This is a genomic window from Paenibacillus artemisiicola, assembly GCF_017652985.1.
GTDB classification, from domain to species: Bacteria; Bacillota; Bacilli; order Paenibacillales; family Paenibacillaceae; genus Paenibacillus_Z; species Paenibacillus_Z artemisiicola.
In genome coordinates this window covers 12,750-33,710 of sequence record NZ_JAGGDJ010000056.1, presented here as the reverse complement: position 1 = coordinate 33,710, position 20,961 = coordinate 12,750, and the positions used below count along the sequence as shown (strand labels likewise).

Sequence of the window (20,961 nt, the reverse complement as noted above, 5' to 3'; positions counted from 1 at the left end):
CGCCGGCCGCGACCCGGCGGCCGGTCAGCACCGAGCGCGGCGCCCGGCGGCTCAGCGCGCCGATCTCCGTCGCCCACGTATCCGCGTTCACCGCGGCCATGACGCCGGCGAAGGCGTACGTCCAGCCCTGCGCCGGCCACAGGAAATGCCCGGCGCAGAGCAGCAAGCCCAGCCCGCCGTTCGCCCATACCTGCATTGCGTCCCGCCTGCCGGTCTTGGCGTAATTCGCCTCCGCCGCCTCCTTCCGCGCATGCCTGCGCTTCCACTTCGACCACAGCGTCGAAGACAGGAAGAACGCCAGCAGCGCCCCGAACCAGAACGGCCCGCCGAGCGCGACGTAGCCCGTGCCCATGATCGCCGCCGACCAGGCGCCCGACCCCGACAGCGAACGAAGCCGGTACGCGGCGCCCGCGATCGCGGCGCTGCCGACCAACCCCGCCGCCGCTCGTATCCACACGTCCATCTTGCGCGTCCTCCTTCGCGAAACCGATCGCTTCTTCGATTATACGACATTCGTTCTGTCGAAATTTGTCTTTATCTGCCGATTCCGTGCAGGATTATGCGGCTTGGCGTTGAACATAAGTAGGTAAGTCATACCGTCGAAACGCCAAGCGACCAAGGCGCCACGCCGCCACCACGTGAAGGAGTGTCTCCAGTCCATGAACGAGCCGCCGCATTACCGCGATGACGGACGCGGCGTTCCGCGGGAGCGGACGCCGGAAGAGCTGCTTCGCATCATCTTCGATTATACCGCGAAAATCAGCGGAGAGCGCAGCTTGCGCAGCGTGCTGCTGCTGATGGCCGACATGGGTCGCGACATGATCGTCGCCGACCGCTGCACCGTCTGGCTCATCGACCGCGCGAAGCAGGAGCTGTTCACCATGATCGCGCACGGCGCGAGCGAAATTCGCCTCCCGCTCGGCAGCGGCTTTGTGGGTAATTCCATCGCGTCGGGCGAAAGCCTGCTGATCGGCGACGCCTACGCGGATCCGCGGCATCATCCCGAGTCCGACCTCCGGACCGGCTACCGGACGAAAGCCGTCGTCACCGTGCCGTTCGCCGGCAACGACGGAACGATCATCGGCGCGTACCAGGCCGTGAACAAGCTGACGCCGCAGGCGGCGTTCACCCCGCGGGATCTCGAGCAGCTCAAGCTCGCCGCCGCGTACGCCGGCAAGTCGCTGGAATCCGTCATCCTGCGGGAGGAAATCGAATCGACGCAGCGGGAGATCATTTTCACGATGGGCCAGATCGGGGAAAGCCGCTCGAATGAAACGGGCAACCACGTCAAGCGCGTCGCCGAGTATTCCGCCGTTCTCGCGCTCGGGCTCGGCTTGTCCGCCGACGAAGCGGAGCTGCTGCGGATGGTGTCGCCGATGCACGACATCGGCAAGGTCGCCATTCCGGATGCCGTGCTGCTCAAGCCCGGAAAGCTGACGCCCGAAGAGTTCGAGCAGATGAAACAGCACACCGAGGTCGGCTACCAGCTGCTCCGGTCGTCCGGCCGCGCGCTGCTCAAGACCGCGGCGATCGTCGCCTACCAGCATCACGAGAAGTGGAACGGCACCGGTTATCCGCGCGGGCTGAAGGAAGAAGAAATCCACCTGTACGGACGGATTACCGCGGTCGCCGACGTGTTCGACGCGCTCGGCAGCGAACGCATCTACAAGAAAGCATGGGAGCTCGAACGCATCCTCGGCCTGTTCCGCGAGGAACGCGGCAAGCATTTCGATCCCCGCATCGTCGACGTCTTCTTCGAACAGCTGCCGGCGCTGATCGAGATTCGGAACCGTTACCGGGACAGGGATAACGCCGATAGCGAATAATGCCCGCCGCATGCGCTCCCCCTGCGCGCATGCGGCGGCAAATAACGAGACGCATAGCGCGGACTTCCGCGGCTATGCGTCTTTGTCATGCCGGCGGCGCTTCGCCGGCCTATACCTTCGCGTTCATGACCTCCGCGTAGCGGTCGGGGTAATTGGTGCAGATCATCAGCGTGCTGCTCAAGCCCGCCAGCCGCTTGATCATCGGGGCGTCGTTGACGGTCCACGCCATGACGGCCAGGTTCGCTTTGCGCATATCCGCGAGCAGCGTCTCGGACACGCGCGTATAGCCGATGGAGAGGAACGAGGCGCCGAGCCGCTTCAACTCTTCCACGAGGGTCCAAGGAAGCGCGTCGATGATCAGCCCCGTCCGCACGTCCTTCGACAGCTCCCGTACCTTGACGAGCGCGTTCCGGTCGAAGGACGTGATGACGGCGTCATGTTCCAGCCCCTTGGCGTACAGCAGGTCGACGACCTTCTTCTCCATGCCCGGGTAACGGCCGCCGTACGTCTTCAGCTCGATGTTGAGCCGGCAGCGTCCGACGGTCGCGTCCAGCACCCGTTCCAGCGTCGGAATTCCTTCCCCCGCGAACGGCTTGCCGAACCAGCCGCCCGCGTCCATCCGGCCGAGCTCCTCCGCGGTATAATCGCTCACCCGGCCAGGCTTCTTCGCCGTCCGCCGCAGCGAATCGTCGTGGATGACGACCGGAATGCCGTCCTTGGACAGCTGCACGTCGAGTTCGATCCACTGCACGAACGGAAACGCCATCGCGGCGCGGAACGCCGCCATCGTATTTTCCGGCGCGAGCCCGGAGGCGCCCCGGTGGGCGACGCAAGGATTAAGCATGAAGCATCACTCCTTCGCATGAATGAGGCCGTTCGCGTCGATCGTCGCATGGACGGAAATGCCCGCCAGCCGCTTCAGCAGCGCGGCGGCTTCTTCGCCTTCCAGCGGAGCCGGCTGCGATTGGACCGCGCGCATCGGGTGGAACGCGAGCGAGCATGCACCGCCGGCGCCGCACGCCGCGTCCAGCACGCCGGTATCGGCCGTCCGCTTGTCGGGCATGCCGCTGAACACGAAATTGCCGAGACTGTAGGCGATCCATTTGCCTTTATAGGATTCGAACCCTTGCAGCACGTGCGGGTGGCTGCCGACGACCAAATCCGCCCCGGCATCGATGTACGCATGGCCGAGCCGCTTCTGATCCGCGTTCGGCAGGTCGGCCAGCTCCGTGCCCCAGTGGACCATGACGACGACGACGTCCGCTTCCGCCTTCGCTTTCTTGATCGCGGCGACCGCCCGCGTCGGATAGTACGATTCCGCGAGTCCGGGATGGTTCGGGCCTGCCTTCCATGAGCCGACCGGCACGACTCGCGTCAGACCGAGATAGGCGATCCGGATTCCGTTCGCTTCCTTGATGACCGGCTTGAACGCCTCCGCGTCGTTGCGGCCCGCGCCGACGTTCGGCAGCTTGACCTTCTTCAGATAACCGATCGTATCGAGCAGGCCGACTTCGCCCTGATCCAGCGTGTGGTTGTTCGCCAGGTTGACCAGGTCGACGCCGGAGTCGATCAGCGCGGGAAGGGCATCCGGCGAAGCCTTATACACGTACTGCTTATTCGGCGCCGGCGTGCCGCGCAGCGTGACGGGCGTCTCCAAATTCGCCGCCGTGATGTCGGACAGCTGCAAGTAGTTGCGCGCTTTCGCGTACGGATAGCCGTATCCGTTCTTCAGCATGAGCTTCTCGACCGAAGCCGCCAGCAAGATATCGCCCGTGAACGACAAATTGGCCGCGTCGGCTCCGGATCCAGCTCCGGCCCCGGCATCTGCCGGCGCGCCGCTCCCGCCCGAGCCCGGGGCGGCCGGACCGCCGCTCCCCGCTCCTCCGTTCGCGCCCGCGACCGTGCCCGCCGCGCCGCCCGCCGGCGCGCCTCCGTCCGGCTTCCCGCCGGTCTTCGGTCCGTCCCCGCCAGCGGCGTTCCCGCCGCCTTCGCCGCCGTTCGCCGCGCCGGTGCCGCCCGCTCCGCCCTGCGCTTGACCGGACGACGGCGTCCCGCCGGCATTGCCGGCCTGCTGGCCGCTTTGGCCCTCTTGACTGCCTTCCCCGTTCGCCGCGGGCGCGTGCGCCGGCGAGCCGGCTTCGTCGGCGCCTTTGCCCGCGCCGGCGGAGCCGCCGTTCGCGTTCGCGGCGGCGTCCGGCGTATCCGGCGCGCCGCTGCCGCCGTCGCCGCGCTGCAGCGCATAGACGACGGCGAGCGCGCCGACGGCCAGCAGCAGGACGAGATTGACGACGGCCAGCCGCCGCAGCCGCTTGGACCGCTCCCGTTTCCGGCGTTGATGGGATTCCGAGCGTGACATTACCATATAAGGGCGTGCTCCTTTTCCGGGAACGGCGCGTTCCCTCTATGCAAAATACGTATAGCTGCCTTCGCCTTCGCCGCCGCGCTTGCCGATCCGCCCGCCGTGCTCCAGATGGAAGACATGAGCCAGCGTCTCCGACATCGCGAACCGAAGATGATGCGCGTCCCCGGCGATCCGCTCGCCGAACAGCCGCATGCACAGGGCGTAACCCGTCCGTGGCTCTTCCCGCAGAAGCCCGACGATCTCCGCCAGCCGGCGCTCGTGATGCGCCGCCAGCTCCGCCGCGCGCTCCGCGAATCGGTCGAACGGCTCCCGATGGCCCGGGAACGCCAGCTCGACGTCGTACCGGGCCAGCTCCCGCAGGCTTCCCAGAAACCGCTCCAGCTGCCGGTCGTCCTCGCCGGGCACGACGCTGACGTTCGGCGTGATCGTCGGCAGCACCTGATCGCCGCACAGCATCCACTTTCTGGATGGCGCGTAGAAGACGAGCTGGCCGCCGGCATGGCCCGGCGCGTCGATCGCCAGCCACGTCTCGCCCCCCATCCGGACGGTCTCCCCCGCTTCGAGGAACGTCACCGCCGGCTGCGGCGCGACTTTCGCCACGAAGCTATCCAGATGCGGCCCGAGCGTCGCGAGGGCTTCCGCCGGCATGCCGTGGCGCGCGTAGAGCGCCGTCAGCTCCGCCTTGAAAGCCGCGCCGCCGTCCGCCCCCCACAGCCGCTGCGCGTAGGCATAGGCTTCGGCCGACATGCGAACCGGCGCCCCGCTCCGCTGCTGGAACCAGCCGGCCAGGCCGTAATGATCGGGATGCTGATGCGTCAGCACGATCGTATGAATATCCGCGAACGCCACGCCGTGTTCGGCCATGACCGCCTCCCAAGACGCCTCCGCTTCCGCCGTGTGCAAGCCCGGATCGATCAAGGTATAGCCCCGGTCGTCCCGGAGCAAATAGCTGTTGACCCACTTCAACGAGAAGGGCAGCGGCACCCTCACCTGCACGATTCCTTCCGGCCGCAGCGTTGCGGCCGGTCTACCTGCCAAACCGCCCAATATCAAGCCCTCCCGGCGCCGTTTTCCTCAGACCGCTCGCGCGCGAAGAAATCGGCCATAACTGAGTTCAATTGTACCGTACGGCCGCAATTCTGGCAAAATCCCGGAAGAGGCATATTTTTCTAATCGGCCATCCATACTAAAGCAAGCTGCCAGCCGTTTCCAGATCGGTGCCGGCAATCATTTTCACGAAAGGACGCGCTGCCATGCTGAACCGGCTCGGAACGCTATTCGCCGAATCGCGGGACTTGACGATGGACCGCCTGCAGAACGAATCGCTCATCATCGAAGTCGCCTATATCTCCTCGCTGTGCGACGAGAGCAAGGTCAGCGATTTCATTCTCGTCCCCTTTACGAAACAGGAACATCCCTTCGACGAGCTGGTCGCGCGCAACCCGTCGTTCAAGCAGGTGGACGATCCCGCCAAGTGGGCCGAAACGCTGCTGCACGGCTTCGCGCTGGTGCTCCTGAACGGCACGGTCTACAAGCTCGACGTTGCGCGGATCATCCGCAACGAGAACCCGCAGACGATGGTCGAAACCGTCATCATGGGTCCGCAGATCGCGCTCAGCGAGGATTTGATCGATTCCATCAACATCATCCGCAGCCGCTACCCGAGCGAGGAGCTGGCCATCGAGGAACGGACGATCGGCACGATCTCCAAATCCCGGATCGTGCTCATCTACGATAAGCACCGGGTCGACGCCACCGTGCTCAGCCACGTCCGCGCGAAGCTCGAGCGCGTCTCGGATCCGATCTATACCGCCACCGGCGAGCTCGTCCGGTCGCTCGGCGACCGTTACCGCCTGTTCCCGTCGATGATGATGTCGGAGCGGCCCGACCGCGTGTGTTCGGGCATCGAGGACGGCAAGGTGATCCTGATGATGCAAGGCTCCATGTTCGCCATCATCCTGCCCTCCACCTTCTTCGACTTCCTGCACGCCGTGGACGATGATTACGACTCCTTCTGGATGACGCGCGCCATGATCACGCTGCGCTATTTCGCCGTGGTGCTGACCGTTACGCTGCCGGCGCTGTACGTCGCGATCATGTCGTACAACCCGGAGCTGTTCCGCGTGCAGCTGTCCTTCTCGATCGCCGGCAGCCGCTCCGCCGTGCCGTATCCGTCGTTCGTGGAGGTCTTCATCATGCTGTTCATGATCGAATCGCTGATCGAAGCCAGCGTCCGCCTGCCCAAGTATATCGGCTCGACGGCCACGACGGTCGGCGGCCTCATCCTCGGGCAAGCCGCGCAGCAAGCGGGGCTCGTCAGCAGCATCATGATCATCGTCACGTCCGTCGTGGCGATTTCGAACTTCGTCATTCCCGTCAACAACATGTCGACGGCGATCCGGTTTCTGAAGTACCCGCTGATCATCCCCGCCATCTTCTTCGGCATCTCCGGGGTCACGTTCGGCGTCTTCTGTTACTTGGTCTACCTGGCCGATCTGCGCAGCTTCGGCAAGCCGTACTTCCGGCTCTTCGGGCGGTCGCGCTCGCAATCGGCCGACATCGGGCAGGTGGCGCGGGAATGAGCCGTTACTTCTATTACAATGTCGTGCTCGTCAGCTTGCTCAACCTGATGCTGTTCGTCCCGTATATGCTGATGCAGTACCGGTACAACGGCGCGATCCTGTCGATGCTGTGCGCCGCCGTCGTCGGCACGACGCTCGCCCTGCTGTACACCCGCGTCATGCGGAAGTTTCCGGGACGGGGACTGCCGGAGATTTTGTCGCTCTATCTGCCGAAGTGGCTGTCCGTGCCGTTCCTGCTGTTCTGCGCGTTCATGTGGCTGACGGCCGCCTCCATCTCGATGTACGCCTTCTCCGTGCTGATCAACCGGTTCTTCAATCCCGACACCAGCTCGATCATCGTGCTCGTGTTCATGGCGCTCGTCTGCCTGTATTCGGCGACGCGCTCCACGCTGACGGTCATGTTCGTCGTCGAGGTCGGCCTCATGGTCTGCGCGCCGGTCATCCTGTTCCTGCTGTTCAAAGCCGTCCGCAGCCAGATGCTGGATTGGGACGCCATCCGGACGGTGGCGCATTATTGGAACCGCACGCCCCGGATCGAGCCGTTCGCCGCGGCTTTGTTCGTGTTCACGGGCTATATGAATTTTTTTATGTTCAATCGGCTGTTCTCGCCGAACTTCCGCCTCCGGTACCGCTGGATTCTTCCGATCTTCTGCGGCCTGATCCTGATCACGACGTTCATCGTGCCGATCGGGTTCCACGGGACGGAAGGCGTCGCCGACTATTTGTACGTATGGAGCGTCACCTCGGACACGCTGATCATGAGCTACGGGTTCATCGAACGGGTCATCTTCGTGTTTCTGCTGCTCTATCTGATGCTGTCGCTCATCTTCGCGACCATCGGCTGGCATATGGCGATGGAGATGGTCAAGGCGTGCCTGCCGAAGCCGAAGACGGACATCGACCCCGCCCGGACGCCCCGCTCCAACTGGGTCATCGTCGGCGTGTTCGCCGCGCTCACGGTCGCGTACGGGTATTTTTTCGACGAGAAGCAAAACCTGCGGTTTACGAGCCAATGGATCGTGGCGCGGGCCTACGGGGAGATCCTCTCCGTCCTCTTCATCTTCGCGCTGAGCCTGTTCGGCTCCGGCAAAAAAAAGAAACTGGTGAGCCATGAAACGACTTCGACTAACGCTGCTGGCGCTGATGGCGCTTAGCTTGTCCGCCCTGAGCGGATGCGGCTTCAGGGACATCGACAAACGTTTTTTCGTCGTCGCGATGGGCATCGATCCGACGGACAAAGGCGCGAAGGGCTACAAAATCACGCTGCGCCTGGCGGTGCCCTCGCCGAAGGTCGAGCCCGGCGCCGGCAAAAACGAGTTTTTGACGATGGACGCCACGTCCATCGCGGAGGCCGTGCGCCTGCTCAAATCCCACGTCGACAAGGAGCTGGACTTCGGCCATTGCAAAGTGTTCGTCATCGGCGAACAGCTTGCCCGCCGGGACTACACGGAAATTCTCCGCTGGCTGTCCCGCCGGCGCGACGTGCAGAGCATCGCGTTCATGTCCGTCGGGCAGCCGGACGCCAAGACGATCGTCGAGGTCGAGCCGAAGACCGAACGGTATCCCGGCAATACGCTGTTCCTCATGTTCGGCAAGGACGGCACGCAGTCTTCGTACCTGGTGCCCATCTATATGTTCGACTTCATCCGCCGGCATGAGGAACACGGCCTCGACCCGATCCTGCCTGTGATTCGGGCCGACGATTCCGGATACGCCATTACCCGGATCGCCCTGCTCAACAAGACGAAGCTGGTGGACATCGTCTCCCCGGCCGAGACGGAGACGTACAGCCAAATCCGGTACCAGGACTCGAAATCGACGGTCGCCGCCGTGAAGGACGGCGTGACGATGGTCATCAACGTCGACAACATCGCGTCGCATTACAAGTTCGCGAACGTGAACGGGGAGCAGGTGCTGCAGCTGCGGCTGAACGTGAGCGGCATCTTCGAGGAGGCGCCGATCGGGGTGTACGGGGAGAATTGGACGGAGCTGGAAGGGATCTTCAACGCGCAGATCGCGGCGGAGATCAAGAAGTTCTTGAAGAAGGCGCAGCGGGACGAGGTCGACCCGTTCGGGTTCGGTCTCCGCTACCGGGCAACGCATGCCGGCACCGAGCAGACGTGGAGGGATTGGCAGCGCATCTACCCGCAGCTCAAATTCGACGTCAAGGTCAAGGTCAAGATCGAAGGCACGGGGCTGGTTAAATGAGGCCGGCGCGCGGACGGACGCAACGGCAGGCAAACACGTACGCGACTAGCGCCGCGCGGACGAAGCTGGCAAGCATGCGCGAACGCGGCCGGCTCGCCTTTCGGACGGACCAGGCCGGCTAGCACCGCGAACACGACTTGGCTAGCATCCGCGAAGAGGCTGGCTTGCCGCGCGCACGGACAAGGCCGGCTGGCATCCGCGAACGCGGTCGGCAAGCGCGGCCGGGCAAACGCGGCCGGGCAAGCAAAAAAGGGCAGCGCGCCGTTCTCCGGACGGGCCTGCCCTTCTTGCGTGCTTGCGCCGCCGCGCTAGACCGGCAGCAGCCGGTCCGTCGCGCGCAGCGCGCCGACCGTCGCGGCGCCGATGCCGAACATCGCGGCGCGCAGCTCGAATTCGATGCGCGCCATGACGCGCATCAGCGGCTCGGCGCTGCCGTCGCCGGGATCCGCCGCGCCGCCGAGCAGCGAGCGGCCGAAGCCGGCGAGGTCGGCGCCGAGCGCGATCGCCTTCGCGGCGTCGACCCCGCTTGCGAGGCCGCCGCTCGCGATGAGCGCCGCGTCCGGCAGCGCCGCCCGCACCTCGCGGACGCAAGCCGCGGTCGGCGTGCCCCAGTCGGCGAAGGCCGCGGCGGCGTCCGCGCGAAGCTCGTCCCTTGCGCGGTGCTTCTCGACCTGGCTCCACGACGTGCCGCCGGCGCCGGCCACGTCGATGAACGCCGCTCCGGCGTCGAGCAGCGCCGCCGCCGCCCCGGCATCGATGCCCCAGCCGACCTCCTTGATGCCGACCGGCACGCCGAGGCTTCGGCTAACTTCGCCGATCCGGCGCAGCAGCCCGCGGAAATCCGTGTTCCCCTCCGGCTGGAACACTTCCTGCAGGCTGTTCAAATGCAGCACGAGCGCGTCCGCCTCCGCCAGCTCGACCGCCCGGCGGCATTGATCGACGCCGTAGCCGTAATTGAGCTGGACGGCGCCGAGATTGGCAATGAGCGGAATGCTCGGCGCCAGCCGCCGCACCCGGAAGGTCGCCGCTAGCGCCTCGTTCTCGATGGCCGCGCGCATGGAGCCCAGCCCCATCGCCCAGCCCCGCGCTTCCGCCGCCTCGGCGAGGCGCGCGTTGATCCGGGCCGTTGCGTCCGTTCCGCCCGTCATGGAGCTGATGAGCAGCGGGGTCCGCAGCCGTTTGCCCAAGAAGGAGGCGCTCAGGTCGATCCCGCCGAAATCAAGCTCCGGAAGCGCTTGGTGCCGGAACCGGTAGCGGTCGAAGCCGGGGCCCGTCCCCGTGCTTTGCACCTGCTCCTCCAAGCAAATGCGGATATGCTCGCCTTTTCGGTTCGCGGTCGCCTCGTGCTCCGCGTTTACGCTGTCTGTCATGCTGAACGTATGCCCCTTCCATCCTCGCAACCTTTGATCCATCATGGCATAGTTGCGGGCTGCGCCGCAAGTTCCATCAGCGAAATGATAATTTTGATCGAAATTTTCGTTAAAATGATTTTTACAATCATTTTTATTGTCGTTCGAAACAAACTGGCTTATAATAATGGCAAACGGAGTTAGGGAGGCCATCACCATGCAAGTGAAAGTATTCGACACGACGACCGAATTGGACAGCTACGCCGCGGGACTGTTTGCCGCCGCGCTCAAGGCGAAGCCGGATTCGACGCTCGGCCTGGCGACGGGCTCGACACCGATCGGCATTTATGAAAAAATGATAGAGCTGTATGAGCAAGGCGAGCTCTCCTTCAAATACGCGACCACCTTCAATCTGGACGAATACGTCGGCCTGTCGCCGGATCACGAGCAGAGCTACGCGCGGTTCATGAACCGCCATTTGTTCGCCCACGTCGATCTTCCGGCCGGCCGTTCGCATCTGCCCAGCGGGACGGCGGCGAATTTGGAGGCGGAATGCGCCGGCTACGACCGGATGCTCGAAGAGCAGTCCGTCGATATTCAGCTTCTCGGACTCGGCCATAACGGCCATATCGGCTTCAACGAACCGGATCGCGCGCTGCAGGGCGGGACGCATATCGTGGAGCTCGAGCAGGCGACGCGGGAGGCCAACGCGCGGTTCTTCGATTCCCTCGACGAGGTGCCGACCCAAGCCATTACGATGGGCGTCGGTTCCATCCTGAAGGCGGACGCCATCTTGCTCGTCGTCAAAGGCGCGGACAAAGCGGGCATCGTCAAGCAGGCGCTGCAGGGACCGATCACGACGGAGGTGCCCGCTTCGCTGCTCCAGACGCACAAGAACGTGACGGTTCTGGTCGACCGAGAGGCAGGGAGGTTATTGTAACCATGAACGAAGCTGCAGGCAACTGGCTCATTCGCGGCGTGAACGCGGTCGTCGGCGACGCCGTCGCCGAGGACGCCGCCATTGTGGTGAAGAACGGCAAAATCGCGCGAATCGCGGCGGGCGGCGATCTGCCCCCGGGCGAAGCCGACGGACTTGCGGAGGTAGACGGCGGCGGCGGCTGGCTGCTGCCGGGCTTCATCGACATGCATGTGCACGGGGGCTTCGGCTCCGATTTCATGGACGCATCCGCGGCGGCCTACGACGCGATTACGTCCTTCCACGCGTCCAAAGGCACGACGCGCATGCTCGCGACGACGGTGACCGCCTCGCGCGAGGCGATCGAAGCCGTGCTCGAAGCGTCGGCCGCCTATCGAGGTCGGCCGATGCCGTACGCCGCCTTGGCGGGCGTGCACCTGGAAGGCCCGTTCATCAGCGAGCTGTGGCCCGGCGCCCAGAACCCGAGCTTCATCTCGCCGCCGCGGCTTGATTGGGTCGAAGCGTGGACGTCCCGCTATCCCGGCTTGATCAAGCAGCTGACGCTCGCGCCCGAGAAGGAGGGCGCGGCGGACGTCATCGCGCATCTCGCCCGCGGCGGCATCGTGGCGGCCGCCGGCCATACGGACGCGCTTTACGCGCAGGTCGAAGCCGCGGCCGAAGCGGGACTGTCGCAGGCGGTCCATACGTTTAACGCCATGCGCGCGCTGCATCACCGCGAACCGGGCACCGTCGGCGCGGTGCTGAGCGACGACCGCATCCACGCCGAGCTGATCGCCGACGGCCATCACGTGCATCCTGCTGCTATCCGCCTGCTCGTGAAGGCGAAGCCGCGCGACCGCGTCATTCTCATCACCGACGCGATTTCCGCCGCCGGTCTCGGCGACGGCGGCTACGAGCTCGGCGGGCTCGGGGTCGACGTCGTGAACGGCGTGGCCCGGCTGCGCGAAGGCGGCAGCCTCGCCGGCAGCACGCTGACGATGATCGACGCGGTACGATTCATGCTGACGCACACGGATCTCGGCATCGCGGCGGTCAGCCGCATGGCGAGCGCCAATCCGGCGCGCCAGCTTGGCCTGCAGGATACGACCGGCGCCATCGGCATCGGCTTGGCGGCCGATCTTGTCCTGACGGACGCCGATTTCCGGGACGTCAGCCATACGTGGGTGGAGGGCCGGCTCGTTCACGGCGGCTCGCAAGCGGGCTGAGTCGATCGCCGCGGCCGACGGCATCCGGGAAAGCCTAACTTTCCCGGATGCCGCTATTCATGACCGTCAGCCGTACCTAAGCAGACTTCAAATCAAAAAAAAGCCCCTCGACACCGGCTGCGCCGGCTTCGAGGGGCTTCTTGCTTCCAAGGGATCGCGTTAGGCGATTACTTCTGGCGAACCAGCTTCGTGATGCGGCCGTCGAAAATCCATTCCGCCACGTACACGTTGCCCTGCGAGTCGACGCAGACGCCGTGCGGCGAGCTGAATTTGTCCGGACGGTAGTACGATTTCGGCAGGTTCGGCCAGCCTTGCTGCTTATACGCCTTCTGGTCTTCGCCCAGATGCGTGATCAGGCGGTCCTGGCCGTCCAGCACGGTGACGCGGCTGTCCAGGTCAGGCAGGTACACTTCGTCGCCGAAGAAGTAGAAGCTGCACGGCTTGTCGAGGTTATGGTCGACGAAGCGCTTGTGCTCGCCCTCGAGCGTGAAGACTTGAATCCGGCCGTTGCCGCGGTCCGCCACGTATACTTCCGGCTCTCCGCCGCGCAGGTTGATGGAGATGCCGTGCGGCTCGATGACTTTGCCCGGCTCGGAGCCGCGGCCGCCGAACGTGCGGATGTACTGGCCTTTGGCGTCGAATTGGTGAATGTGGTATTGGCCGTAGCCGTCGGATACATAGATGTCGCCGTTCGGCGCCACGCAGACGTCCGTCGGCACGTAACGGCGCTCGGCGTCGTACAGGTCCGGACGGTCCGGCACGCCGATTTCGAGCAGCACGTCGCCGTTCAGCGTCGTCTTGACGACCAGCGCGCGGTTCGTGTCCGCGAAGTACAGATACTCGATGCCGTCGTTGTCGCGGTGCAGGTAGAAGCCGTGCGCGCCGCCCTCGAACTCCGCGCCCCACGAGGTTTTGAAATTGCCGTCCTTGTCGAAGACGACGACGGAATCCTTGCTCGTATTATGTACGTAAACGTTATCATTTTCATCGACGACGATGCCGTGCGTGTAGCCGTACGTAATGCCTTCCGGAAGCTTGCCCCATCCGCTGACGACTTCGTAAGCGTGCGATGCGCTGCCAATGATTTGTTGTTCGGACACGTATCATTTCCCCTTTTCAATGAGTTTCCCCATCAGTATACCAAATTCCGCGAAAAGGGTAAGGGACAAAATAGGCAATTTATTATAATAATTTGTTCGGATTTGCCCGGGCACGGCGTTCATCGGCAAAAACGCCCGCTCCGCCGTAGCGGACGCGAGCGTTTATCCGGTTATCCCTGCTTCGGCCGCATCTCCGAATCCTGGCCGCCGGCGACGACCGTCTGAATGCCGTGCGTCCGCGCGTATGCAGCTAGCTGCTGCGGCAGCTCGCGGTCGGTGATGAAGCCTTGCAGCTCCGCCAGCGAAGCGATGGAGAAGAGCGACGTCCGGCCGACCTTCGTATGGTCGAACATCGCGTACGTGGCCTGCGACCGCCGGATCATCGCCCGCGCGATATGGGCCTCCTGCTCGGAGTAGGTCGTGATGCCGCCCGTCGAGGACACGCCGTCGACGCCGAGAAACATTTTGCCGATGTTCAGCTGCGCGACCAATCCTTCGCCGAGCGGGCCGCACAGCTCGAAGCTGTTGTGCCGCATCATGCCGCCGGTCACGACGACGTTGATCTCGCTGCCCGCGAGCTCCATCGCCACGTTGACCGTGTTCGTCACGACCGTGATGCCGCGCCGCGTCTTGAGCAGCTTCGCCAGCAAATAATTCGTCGTGCCCCCGGAGAGACCGACGACGTCGCCTTCGGTTATAAGGCTTGCCGCGGCCGCGGCGATCCGTTCCTTCTCGAGGAAGAACAGTCCTTCCTTCTCGGCGAAGGGCAGCTCGCGCACCGCGTTCATCCCGTCGTACATGGCGCCGCCAATCGTCCGAATCACGGGCTCGGCTTTCTCCATCAGTTCAAGGTCTCGGCGCGCCGTCGCTTCGGAGACGCCGAAGCGTTCGACGACCTCCTGGATCGTAATCCGCCCCTGCCGCTTCAACGCGTTCATGATGCCTTCCCGCCGGCGCTGCCCTTTCGACGATTGCGCGTCCGCCATTTACCGTTCCACCCAGCCTTTGTCCGATAATCTCCGGCTTGCCGTCTCCCAATCCGGGAGCGCCTCCCAGTCGCCGCGCATCTGCACGACGAGCGAGCCGTTGATGCTGCCGAGACGGACCGCCTCCGCCGGCGTCATCCCCTTCAGCAAGCCGGCGAGGAAGCCGGAGCAAAACGCGTCGCCGGCGCCGACCGTATCGACGACCTTATCGGCGGGATAAAACGGAATCTCGAGCGAGTCGCCGTTCTCCAGCACCACCGTCGTATCGCCGACGCCTTTCACGATGCTGACCGCATTCAAGCGGGACAGCCGTTCCTTCGCCTCCGCGAAATTATCCGTCTCGTACAGCAGGCGCAGCTCGTCCCAGCCGGGCAGGAAGTAGTCCGCCTGTTCGGCGAGCGGCAGCACGACGCGGCGCGCCTCTTCGATCGTCCACAGCTTGAGCCTAAGATTGGGATCGAAACTGATGCGCGCGCCCGCGGCTTTGGCCGCCGACACGGCCGCGAGCAGCGTTTCCCTGCAGTTGTCGCTCAGCGCCGGCGTGATGCCCGTCACGTGCAGGATCTTGCAGCCCTTTATGTAGTCGAGATCCAAGTCGCCCGGCGTCATGCGGCTGGCGGCGGAATGCTTGCGGTAATAATGCACGGCCAGCTTGCCGGCGACCGTTTCGCGGAACATCATGCCCGTCGGCGCGTCCGGCACGAGCTTCGATCGCGAGACGTCGACGCCTTCCCCGCGGACCCGCTTCCGGATCATCCGGCCGAACGGATCGTCGCCCAGCGCGCCGAACCAGCCGGCCGAACAGCCGAGCCGCGCGACGCCGATCGCGACGTTGCTTTCCGCTCCGCCGAAGCTTTGCTCCAGCGAAGACGCCTGCTCGAGGCTCCGGTATTCCTGCGGCATGAAGAGCGCCATCGTTTCCCCGAAGGTCAGCAAATCCGGTGCTTGCGTATTCGACAACCGTATCCCCTCCATTGCAGGTCGCTGCCGCAACCTATTTCAGAATCGGGTATTTCATGAAGTAGATCGTCACCAGGTACACGAGCAGCAGCACGACGCTCAGCGTACGCACCTTCGCGATATGCGCCGATGCGCTTTGACCGCTTTGGATCGAAGCGGAAATTCGCTTGAGCGGCTTCGTGATGATGCCGCCGAGCGCGGCGATCGCCAGGAAGAGAACGATAACGATGATCATCCAGATGACCGCGTAGTCGCTTTGCGACATCAAGTAGCCGCCCGTCAGAAGCTGAAGCACGAGAAAATATTGGGCGATGCGGTTCGCGGAGACGAGTCCGTCGGCCAGGCCGGCTTGTCCGCCCCCGTCGAGCTTGGACGCACGTCCGGCCATGAACGGAAGGGCAATATAGAATCCCAATCCCGCCGCGCCGATAACGTGCAAAAAGAGCATGAAACTAAACATCTAGCGTCCTCCTCGGTAATTCATAGTCACTTATGAGTATACTAAAATCGGCCTGCCAATTCAAAGAAATCGGTTCATTCGCCGGCTGCCGACAAACGGTGCTTCACGATCACGGCTTTGATGGCGAAATAGTCGATCTCGTCGGGCAGCGCTTCCTTGATCGGCTTCAGCTTGTCCGCCCCGACGCGGCCGATCGTCTCCACGATGAGCGCTTCGTGCCGCTCGGGAATGAACTCGTTCCACGGCAGCTCCTCGCCCTCTTCCCCGCAGCGCAGCAAATGATTCTCGATCGTTACGCGGCTCATGCCCCGAAGGCCGGCGATGTCGGCAAGAGACTTGCCATCCGCGTACAAGGCGAGCGTCTGAAGATGGCTCGGCATGCCTTCAAGCCGCGCAAGCTCGCCGCCGGACGCCGCGTCCGCGGCGCTCCCCGAGACGCTCGCCCTCGATCCCGCGTCTCTCCCGCTTCCGGCATCCCCGGCCGCGGCGACGTCGAAGAGCGCCGGCTGCATCGAGGCGTCCTCGTCCGCCGCGCCTCCGGCTGATGATCCGCCCGCCTCCTGCTTGAATTTACGCACGATCGCGATGACGTCATGTCCATACTTCGACACCTTCGCGGCCCCGATGCCCTTCACGCCGAGCAGCTGCTCCGAGGTTACGGGCTGCCGGTCGGCGATTTCGCGCAGCGCCGCGTCGAAGAACAGCATGAACGGCGGCACCTTCTCGCGCGCGGCCGTCTCCCTGCGCCACTCCCGCAGCGCTTCAAACAGCGGCGCGTTCGCGGCGGACAGCCCCGTACCGCCCGCGTCCCGCCGTTTGGCCGCCGCGCTCTGGCGGCGATGGACGGGAACCGTGCCCTCCAGCACCGGCAGCGCCTCCGCCGTCAGCGAGACCGTCGGGTATTCGCCGTCGCTGATGCGCAGATATCCCTCCGCCACAAGATAATAGAGCAGGTCGGAAATGTCCCGCTCCGCCCACTGGCGCATGAGGCCGTACGTCGACAGCCGGTCGAAGCCGAATTCGAGGATCCGCTTCTCCCGCGAGCCCTTCAGCACCTTCGCCGCCATCGAGATGCCGAACCGCCCTTTCAGCCGCCCGACGCAGGACAACGCCTTCCGGGCGTCCTCCGTCACGTCCGCCATCGCGCTGGCGTCCAGACAGTTGCTGCATTTGCCGCATTCCGGCACGTCCGCTTCGCCGAAGTATTTCACGATGTACTGCAGCAGACACTTCTCGGTCCGGGCGTAATGCATCATCGTGTAAAGTTTGTTGAGCTGAATCGTCTTGCGGTCCGGGTCCGCCGTGCCGCGGTCGATCAGGAAGCGCTGCACCTGCACGTCCTGAGGCTCGAACAGCAGCACGCATTCGCTCTCCTCGCCGTCCCGTCCCGCGCGGCCCGCCTCCTGGTAGTACGACTCCACGTCGCCGGGCATCTGCCAATGCACGACGTACCGGACGTTCGGCTTGTCGATGCCCATGCCGAACGCGTTCGTCGCCACCATGACCCGGTTGTCGTCGAACCGGAAGCGCTCCTGCGCGTCGGCGCGCTCTTCGTCGTTCAAGCCGCCGTGGTACTTGCCGACCGAGACGCCGAGCTTCGACAGATCGTCGCAGACCTCCTCGGCTTCCTTCCGCGTCGCGGTATAGACGATGCCGGACTGGTCCGGCCGCTGCCGCACGAAGTCGCGCAAAAACTTCCGTTTGTCCGTCCCCGTGACGACCGACAACGTCAAGTTCGTGCGCGCGAAGCCCGTGACGAAAATATTCGGCCGGTGCAGGCCGAGCATGGCCGCGATGTCCTCCGATACCTCCGGCGTCGCCGTCGCGGTGAACGCGGCGACCGGCGGACGGTTCTCGAGCCGGCCGATCCACCCCGCCAGCTGGCGGTAGCTCGGGCGGAAGTCATGGCCCCATTGGGAGACGCAGTGCGCTTCGTCGATGGCGATGAGCGGGATGTGCAGCTGCGAGGACAGCGATTCGAACATGCCGCCGTCGAGCCGCTCGGGCGCGACGTAGAGCAGCTTGTAGGCGCCCTGCGACGTTTGCCGGACGACCTCCCGGTACGCAGCGGCGTCGAGCGAGCTGTTCAGGTAAGCCGCGGATACCCCCAGCCGGTTCAATGTGTCCACCTGATCCTTCATCAGCGAAATGAGCGGCGAGACGACGATCGTCGTGCCGGGCAGCAGCATCGCCGGAATTTGGTAACAGACGGATTTCCCCCCGCCGGTCGGCAAAATCGCCAGCGTGTCCTTGCCGTCCAGCAGCCCTTCGATGATGTCGCTCTGTCCTTTGCGGAAGCTGTCGTAGCCGTACACTTGCTTCAGCGTCTGCAGCGCTTCCTGATGCATGATACCCCTCCTCCTTCGTTCGATAAAAACAGAGACCCTGACGATGCTCGGTCAGGGTCTCATGTGCTTCATGAGTCAATTGCAAGTCCGCTAAGCTCAGCCTTGGACGATGGCGATGACGCCGCGGACCGAATCCGCGGATTTGTCGAGGGCGGCTTTCTCTTCGCCGGTCAGGTCGAGCTCGAAAATCTTCTCGATGCCGTCGCCGCCGAGAATCGCCGGAACGCCCATGAACAGGTTGTCGTAGCCGTATTCGCCCTCCAGGAGCGCGATGACCGGCGTGATCCGCTTCTTGTCCTTCAGAATCGCCTCGGTCATCTGCACGAGGGAAGCCGCCGGCGCGTAATACGCGCTGCCGTTGCCGAGCAGGTTGACGATCTCGCCGCCGCCGACGCGCGTTCGCTGCACGATCGCCTCGATCCGCTCGGCCGGAATAAGCTTCTCGATCGGAATGCCGCCGACGTTCGAGTACCGCACGAGCGGCACCATGTCGTCGCCGTGTCCGCCGAGCACGAAGCCGCGGACGTCCTCGACGGAGACGTTCAGCTCTTCCGCGATGAACGTGCAGTAGCGGGCGGTATCGAGAACGCCCGACTGGCCGATGACGCGGTTTTTCGGAAAGCCCAGCGCGTTATACGCGACATAGGTCATCGCATCGACCGGATTGGATAGAATGATGACGTACGCGTCGGGACTCGTCGCTTTGACGTTCTCGCACACGGACTTCACGATGCCTGCGTTCGTGTTGACCAAGTCGTCCCGGCTCATGCCCGGCTTGCGGGCGATGCCAGCCGTGATGATGACGACCTGGGAGCCTTTGGTGTCCTCGTAGCTCGACGTACCGACGATTTTGGCGTCGATGCCTTGGACCGGCGTCGATTCCATCATGTCGAGCGCTTTGCCCTTCGTCGGGTTCTCCAGCTGGGGAATATCGACGAGCACGACATCGCCGAGCTCTTTTTGCGCCAGCATCAGGGCCGTGGTTGCCCCCGTGAAGCCGGCGCCGACGACCGTAATCTTATTCCGTTGAATCGCCATCTGGGTATTGCCTCCTTCGCCGCTAAGCGGTCAAATGAACAACTGCGTCTGGATGCGTCAAGCGGCCAATGGGTCCGAAGCAAAGCTGCGCTGCATGCGTGAAGCCGCCCGCGAATGGCGGCAAAGCGGGCAAAATCCGCATGGCGCTAGCCTATGCGGATCTTGCGGTTGCTCCCGAGCCGGTTGTCCAGGGGACAAGCCTCGGCTCAAAGAAATGTGAGAAGGGCGCCGAATCGGCCCTTACAGATGTTTGATGATTTGGTCGGCGAATTCGGAGCACTTGACTTCCGTCGCGCCTTCCATCAGGCGGGCGAAGTCGTACGTGACCGTTTTGTTGTTGATTGCCGTTTCCAGACCTTTGTAGATGGAGTCTGCGGCTTCCTGCCAGCCCAGGTGCTCGAGGAGCATAACGCCGGACAGGATGACGGAGCCCGGGTTCACGACGTCTTTGTCGGCATACTTCGGAGCCGTGCCGTGCGTCGCTTCGAAGATCGCGTGTCCCGTCAGGTAGTTGATGTTGGCGCCCGGCGCGATGCCGATGCCGCCGACTTGGGCAGCCAGCGCGTCGGACAGATAATCGCCGTTCAGGTTCAGCGTCGCGATGACGTCGAAGTCCGTCGGACGCGTCAGCACTTGCTGCAGCGCGATATCGGCGATGGCGTCCTTCACGATCAGCTTGCCTTCCGCTTCCGCTTCTTTTTGCGCTTTGTTGGCGGCGTCTACGCCTTCCGCTTCTTTAATGCGGTCGTATTGGCCCCACGTGAACGTTTTGTCCGCGAACTCCTGCTCGGCCACTTCGTAGCCCCAGTTTTTGAACGCGCCTTCCGTGAACTTCATGATGTTGCCTTTATGCACGAGCGTAACCGACTTGCGGCCATGCTTCAGCGCGTATTCGATCGCGGCGCGGGCCAGACGCTTCGAGCCTTCAGCCGAAACCGGCTTGATGCCAATGCCGGACGTTTCCGGGAAGCGGATTTTGTTGACGCCCATCTCGTTCTGGAGGAACGCGATGACTTTCTTCACGTCGTCGGAGCCTTCTTGGTACTCGATGCCGGCATAGATGTCTTCCGTGTTCTCGCGGAAGATGACCATGTTCACGAGCTCCGGATGTTTAACCGGGGAAGGCACGCCGTCGAAGTAACGGACCGGACGAAGGCAGACGTACAGGTCGAGTTCTTGGCGCAGCGCGACGTTCAAGGAACGGATGCCGCCGCCGATCGGCGTCGTCAGCGGGCCTTTGATCGCCACGATGTATTCGCGGATTGCCGTCAGCGTGTCGGCAGGGAGCCATTCGCCATACGTATTGTACGCTTTTTCGCCGGCGAATACTTCGTACCACGCGATTTTTTTCTGACCGCCGTAAGCTTTCTCTACGGCCGCGTCCAGCACGCGCTTGGAGGCTTTCCAGATGTCGCGGCCCGTGCCGTCGCCTTCGATGAAAGGAATGATAGGGTTGTTCGGCACTTGAAGCAAGCCGTTATCGATTGTGATTTTTTCGCCTTCTGTAGGCAGCGCGAATTTTTCCAATTGCATGGGATGAATTCCTCCTATAAACGTATTTGTTCAGTATACATAACTTGACGGGAGCCGGCAACGCAGC

The 20,961-nt window shown here is 63.7% G+C and carries 18 protein-coding genes; 6 read left to right on the top strand and 12 right to left on the bottom strand.

What is annotated here, in order from left to right; all coding sequences use genetic code 11:
• On the bottom strand, positions 1-463 hold a 463-nt coding region (locus I8J29_RS29970; protein WP_208850981.1), incomplete at its 3' end, for a DUF92 domain-containing protein.
• 196 nt (positions 464-659) lie between these two features.
• Between I8J29_RS29970 and I8J29_RS29965 the strand changes: the two genes are divergently transcribed.
• A complete protein-coding gene (locus tag I8J29_RS29965) occupies positions 660-1,826 on the top strand; it encodes an HD domain-containing phosphohydrolase (protein WP_208850980.1) in 1,167 nt (388 codons plus the stop codon).
• 109 nt (positions 1,827-1,935) lie between these two features.
• Here the strand turns inward: I8J29_RS29965 and I8J29_RS29960 are convergent, their stop codons facing one another.
• Genes I8J29_RS29960 through I8J29_RS29950 form a run of 3 tightly spaced genes read right to left on the bottom strand, consistent with a single transcriptional unit; the run spans position 1,936 to position 5,235 of the window.
• Positions 1,936-2,670, bottom strand: coding sequence for a glycerophosphodiester phosphodiesterase (locus I8J29_RS29960; protein ID WP_208850979.1), 735 nt, complete (start codon positions 2,668-2,670; stop codon positions 1,936-1,938).
• A gap of 6 nt (positions 2,671-2,676) precedes the next feature.
• Complete coding sequence (locus tag I8J29_RS34320; RefSeq protein ID WP_276316354.1) at positions 2,677-4,188, bottom strand: CapA family protein; 1,512 nt, start codon at positions 4,186-4,188, stop codon at positions 2,677-2,679.
• A gap of 39 nt (positions 4,189-4,227) precedes the next feature.
• A complete protein-coding gene (locus I8J29_RS29950; RefSeq protein WP_240546586.1) occupies positions 4,228-5,235 on the bottom strand; it encodes an MBL fold metallo-hydrolase in 1,008 nt (335 codons plus the stop codon).
• A 206-nt stretch (positions 5,236-5,441) separates the two neighbouring features.
• Here I8J29_RS29950 and I8J29_RS29945 point away from each other — a divergent pair, with 206 nt between their 5' ends.
• From I8J29_RS29945 to I8J29_RS29935, 3 genes are read left to right on the top strand one after another with little or no spacing between them, the layout of a single operon-like run.
• The gene (locus I8J29_RS29945; protein ID WP_208850978.1) at positions 5,442-6,770 is read left to right on the top strand and encodes a spore germination protein; all 1,329 of its coding nucleotides are present in this window, start codon (positions 5,442-5,444) and stop codon (positions 6,768-6,770) included.
• Entirely contained in the window at positions 6,767-7,924 is a 1,158-nt protein-coding gene (locus I8J29_RS29940) for a GerAB/ArcD/ProY family transporter (RefSeq protein WP_208850977.1), read from the top strand. Before I8J29_RS29945 ends, I8J29_RS29940 begins: the two co-directional genes overlap by 4 nt.
• Complete coding sequence (locus I8J29_RS29935; protein WP_208850976.1) at positions 7,881-8,978, top strand: Ger(x)C family spore germination protein; 1,098 nt, start codon at positions 7,881-7,883, stop codon at positions 8,976-8,978. The genes I8J29_RS29940 and I8J29_RS29935 overlap by 44 nt, the downstream gene beginning before the upstream one ends.
• A gap of 308 nt (positions 8,979-9,286) precedes the next feature.
• Here I8J29_RS29935 and fni read toward each other — a convergent pair whose 3' ends face one another.
• Entirely contained in the window at positions 9,287-10,348 is a 1,062-nt protein-coding gene (fni, locus tag I8J29_RS29930; RefSeq protein WP_208850975.1) for a type 2 isopentenyl-diphosphate Delta-isomerase, read from the bottom strand.
• 196 nt (positions 10,349-10,544) lie between these two features.
• Between fni and nagB the strand changes: the two genes are divergently transcribed.
• Entirely contained in the window at positions 10,545-11,267 is a 723-nt protein-coding gene (gene nagB / locus I8J29_RS29925; RefSeq protein ID WP_208850974.1) for a glucosamine-6-phosphate deaminase, read from the top strand.
• A 2-nt stretch (positions 11,268-11,269) separates the two neighbouring features.
• Complete coding sequence (gene nagA, locus I8J29_RS29920; RefSeq protein ID WP_208850973.1) at positions 11,270-12,469, top strand: N-acetylglucosamine-6-phosphate deacetylase; 1,200 nt, start codon at positions 11,270-11,272, stop codon at positions 12,467-12,469.
• Between the two features lie 167 nt (positions 12,470-12,636).
• Here nagA and I8J29_RS34540 read toward each other — a convergent pair whose 3' ends face one another.
• From I8J29_RS34540 to icd, 7 genes are all read right to left on the bottom strand, one after another.
• Positions 12,637-13,569, bottom strand: a complete 933-nt coding sequence (locus I8J29_RS34540; RefSeq protein WP_090640910.1) for an NHL repeat-containing protein — start codon at positions 13,567-13,569, stop codon at positions 12,637-12,639.
• 170 nt (positions 13,570-13,739) lie between these two features.
• Positions 13,740-14,555 carry a DeoR/GlpR family DNA-binding transcription regulator gene (locus I8J29_RS29910; RefSeq protein ID WP_208850972.1) on the bottom strand — a complete coding sequence of 272 codons (816 nt, stop codon included), beginning with the start codon at positions 14,553-14,555 and terminating at the stop codon, positions 13,740-13,742.
• Positions 14,556-15,530 (bottom strand): sugar kinase, encoded by a 975-nt coding sequence (locus I8J29_RS29905; RefSeq protein ID WP_208850971.1) that lies wholly within the window; start codon positions 15,528-15,530, stop codon positions 14,556-14,558.
• A 19-nt stretch (positions 15,531-15,549) separates the two neighbouring features.
• A complete protein-coding gene (locus tag I8J29_RS29900) occupies positions 15,550-15,975 on the bottom strand; it encodes a hypothetical protein (protein ID WP_208850970.1) in 426 nt (141 codons plus the stop codon).
• A gap of 74 nt (positions 15,976-16,049) precedes the next feature.
• Positions 16,050-18,323, bottom strand: a complete 2,274-nt coding sequence (recQ, locus tag I8J29_RS29895) for a DNA helicase RecQ (protein WP_208850969.1) — start codon at positions 18,321-18,323, stop codon at positions 16,050-16,052.
• 96 nt (positions 18,324-18,419) lie between these two features.
• Entirely contained in the window at positions 18,420-19,361 is a 942-nt protein-coding gene (gene mdh, locus I8J29_RS29890; protein WP_208850968.1) for a malate dehydrogenase, read from the bottom strand.
• A 240-nt stretch (positions 19,362-19,601) separates the two neighbouring features.
• Positions 19,602-20,894 carry an NADP-dependent isocitrate dehydrogenase gene (icd, locus tag I8J29_RS29885; protein ID WP_090640901.1) on the bottom strand — a complete coding sequence of 431 codons (1,293 nt, stop codon included), beginning with the start codon at positions 20,892-20,894 and terminating at the stop codon, positions 19,602-19,604.
• Positions 20,895-20,961: the final 67 nt, after the last annotated feature.

Bases quoted from the DNA above. Each gene is read 5' to 3' on its own strand.
- I8J29_RS29965 (WP_208850980.1), top strand. From the start codon at position 660: ATGAACGAGCCGCCGCATTACCGCGATGACGGACGCGGCGTTCCGCGG.
- I8J29_RS29960 (WP_208850979.1), bottom strand. From the start codon at position 2,670: ATGCTTAATCCTTGCGTCGCCCACCGGGGCGCCTCCGGGCTCGCGCCG.
- I8J29_RS34320 (WP_276316354.1), bottom strand. From the start codon at position 4,188: ATGGTAATGTCACGCTCGGAATCCCATCAACGCCGGAAACGGGAGCGG.
- I8J29_RS29945 (WP_208850978.1), top strand. From the start codon at position 5,442: ATGCTGAACCGGCTCGGAACGCTATTCGCCGAATCGCGGGACTTGACG.
- I8J29_RS29940 (WP_208850977.1), top strand. From the start codon at position 6,767: ATGAGCCGTTACTTCTATTACAATGTCGTGCTCGTCAGCTTGCTCAAC.
- I8J29_RS29935 (WP_208850976.1), top strand. From the start codon at position 7,881: ATGAAACGACTTCGACTAACGCTGCTGGCGCTGATGGCGCTTAGCTTG.
- fni (WP_208850975.1), bottom strand. From the start codon at position 10,348: ATGACAGACAGCGTAAACGCGGAGCACGAGGCGACCGCGAACCGAAAA.
- nagB (WP_208850974.1), top strand. From the start codon at position 10,545: ATGCAAGTGAAAGTATTCGACACGACGACCGAATTGGACAGCTACGCC.
- nagA (WP_208850973.1), top strand. From the start codon at position 11,270: ATGAACGAAGCTGCAGGCAACTGGCTCATTCGCGGCGTGAACGCGGTC.
- I8J29_RS29910 (WP_208850972.1), bottom strand. From the start codon at position 14,555: ATGGCGGACGCGCAATCGTCGAAAGGGCAGCGCCGGCGGGAAGGCATC.
- I8J29_RS29905 (WP_208850971.1), bottom strand. From the start codon at position 15,530: ATGGAGGGGATACGGTTGTCGAATACGCAAGCACCGGATTTGCTGACC.
- I8J29_RS29900 (WP_208850970.1), bottom strand. From the start codon at position 15,975: ATGTTTAGTTTCATGCTCTTTTTGCACGTTATCGGCGCGGCGGGATTG.
- recQ (WP_208850969.1), bottom strand. From the start codon at position 18,323: ATGCATCAGGAAGCGCTGCAGACGCTGAAGCAAGTGTACGGCTACGAC.
- mdh (WP_208850968.1), bottom strand. From the start codon at position 19,361: ATGGCGATTCAACGGAATAAGATTACGGTCGTCGGCGCCGGCTTCACG.
- icd (WP_090640901.1), bottom strand. From the start codon at position 20,894: ATGCAATTGGAAAAATTCGCGCTGCCTACAGAAGGCGAAAAAATCACA.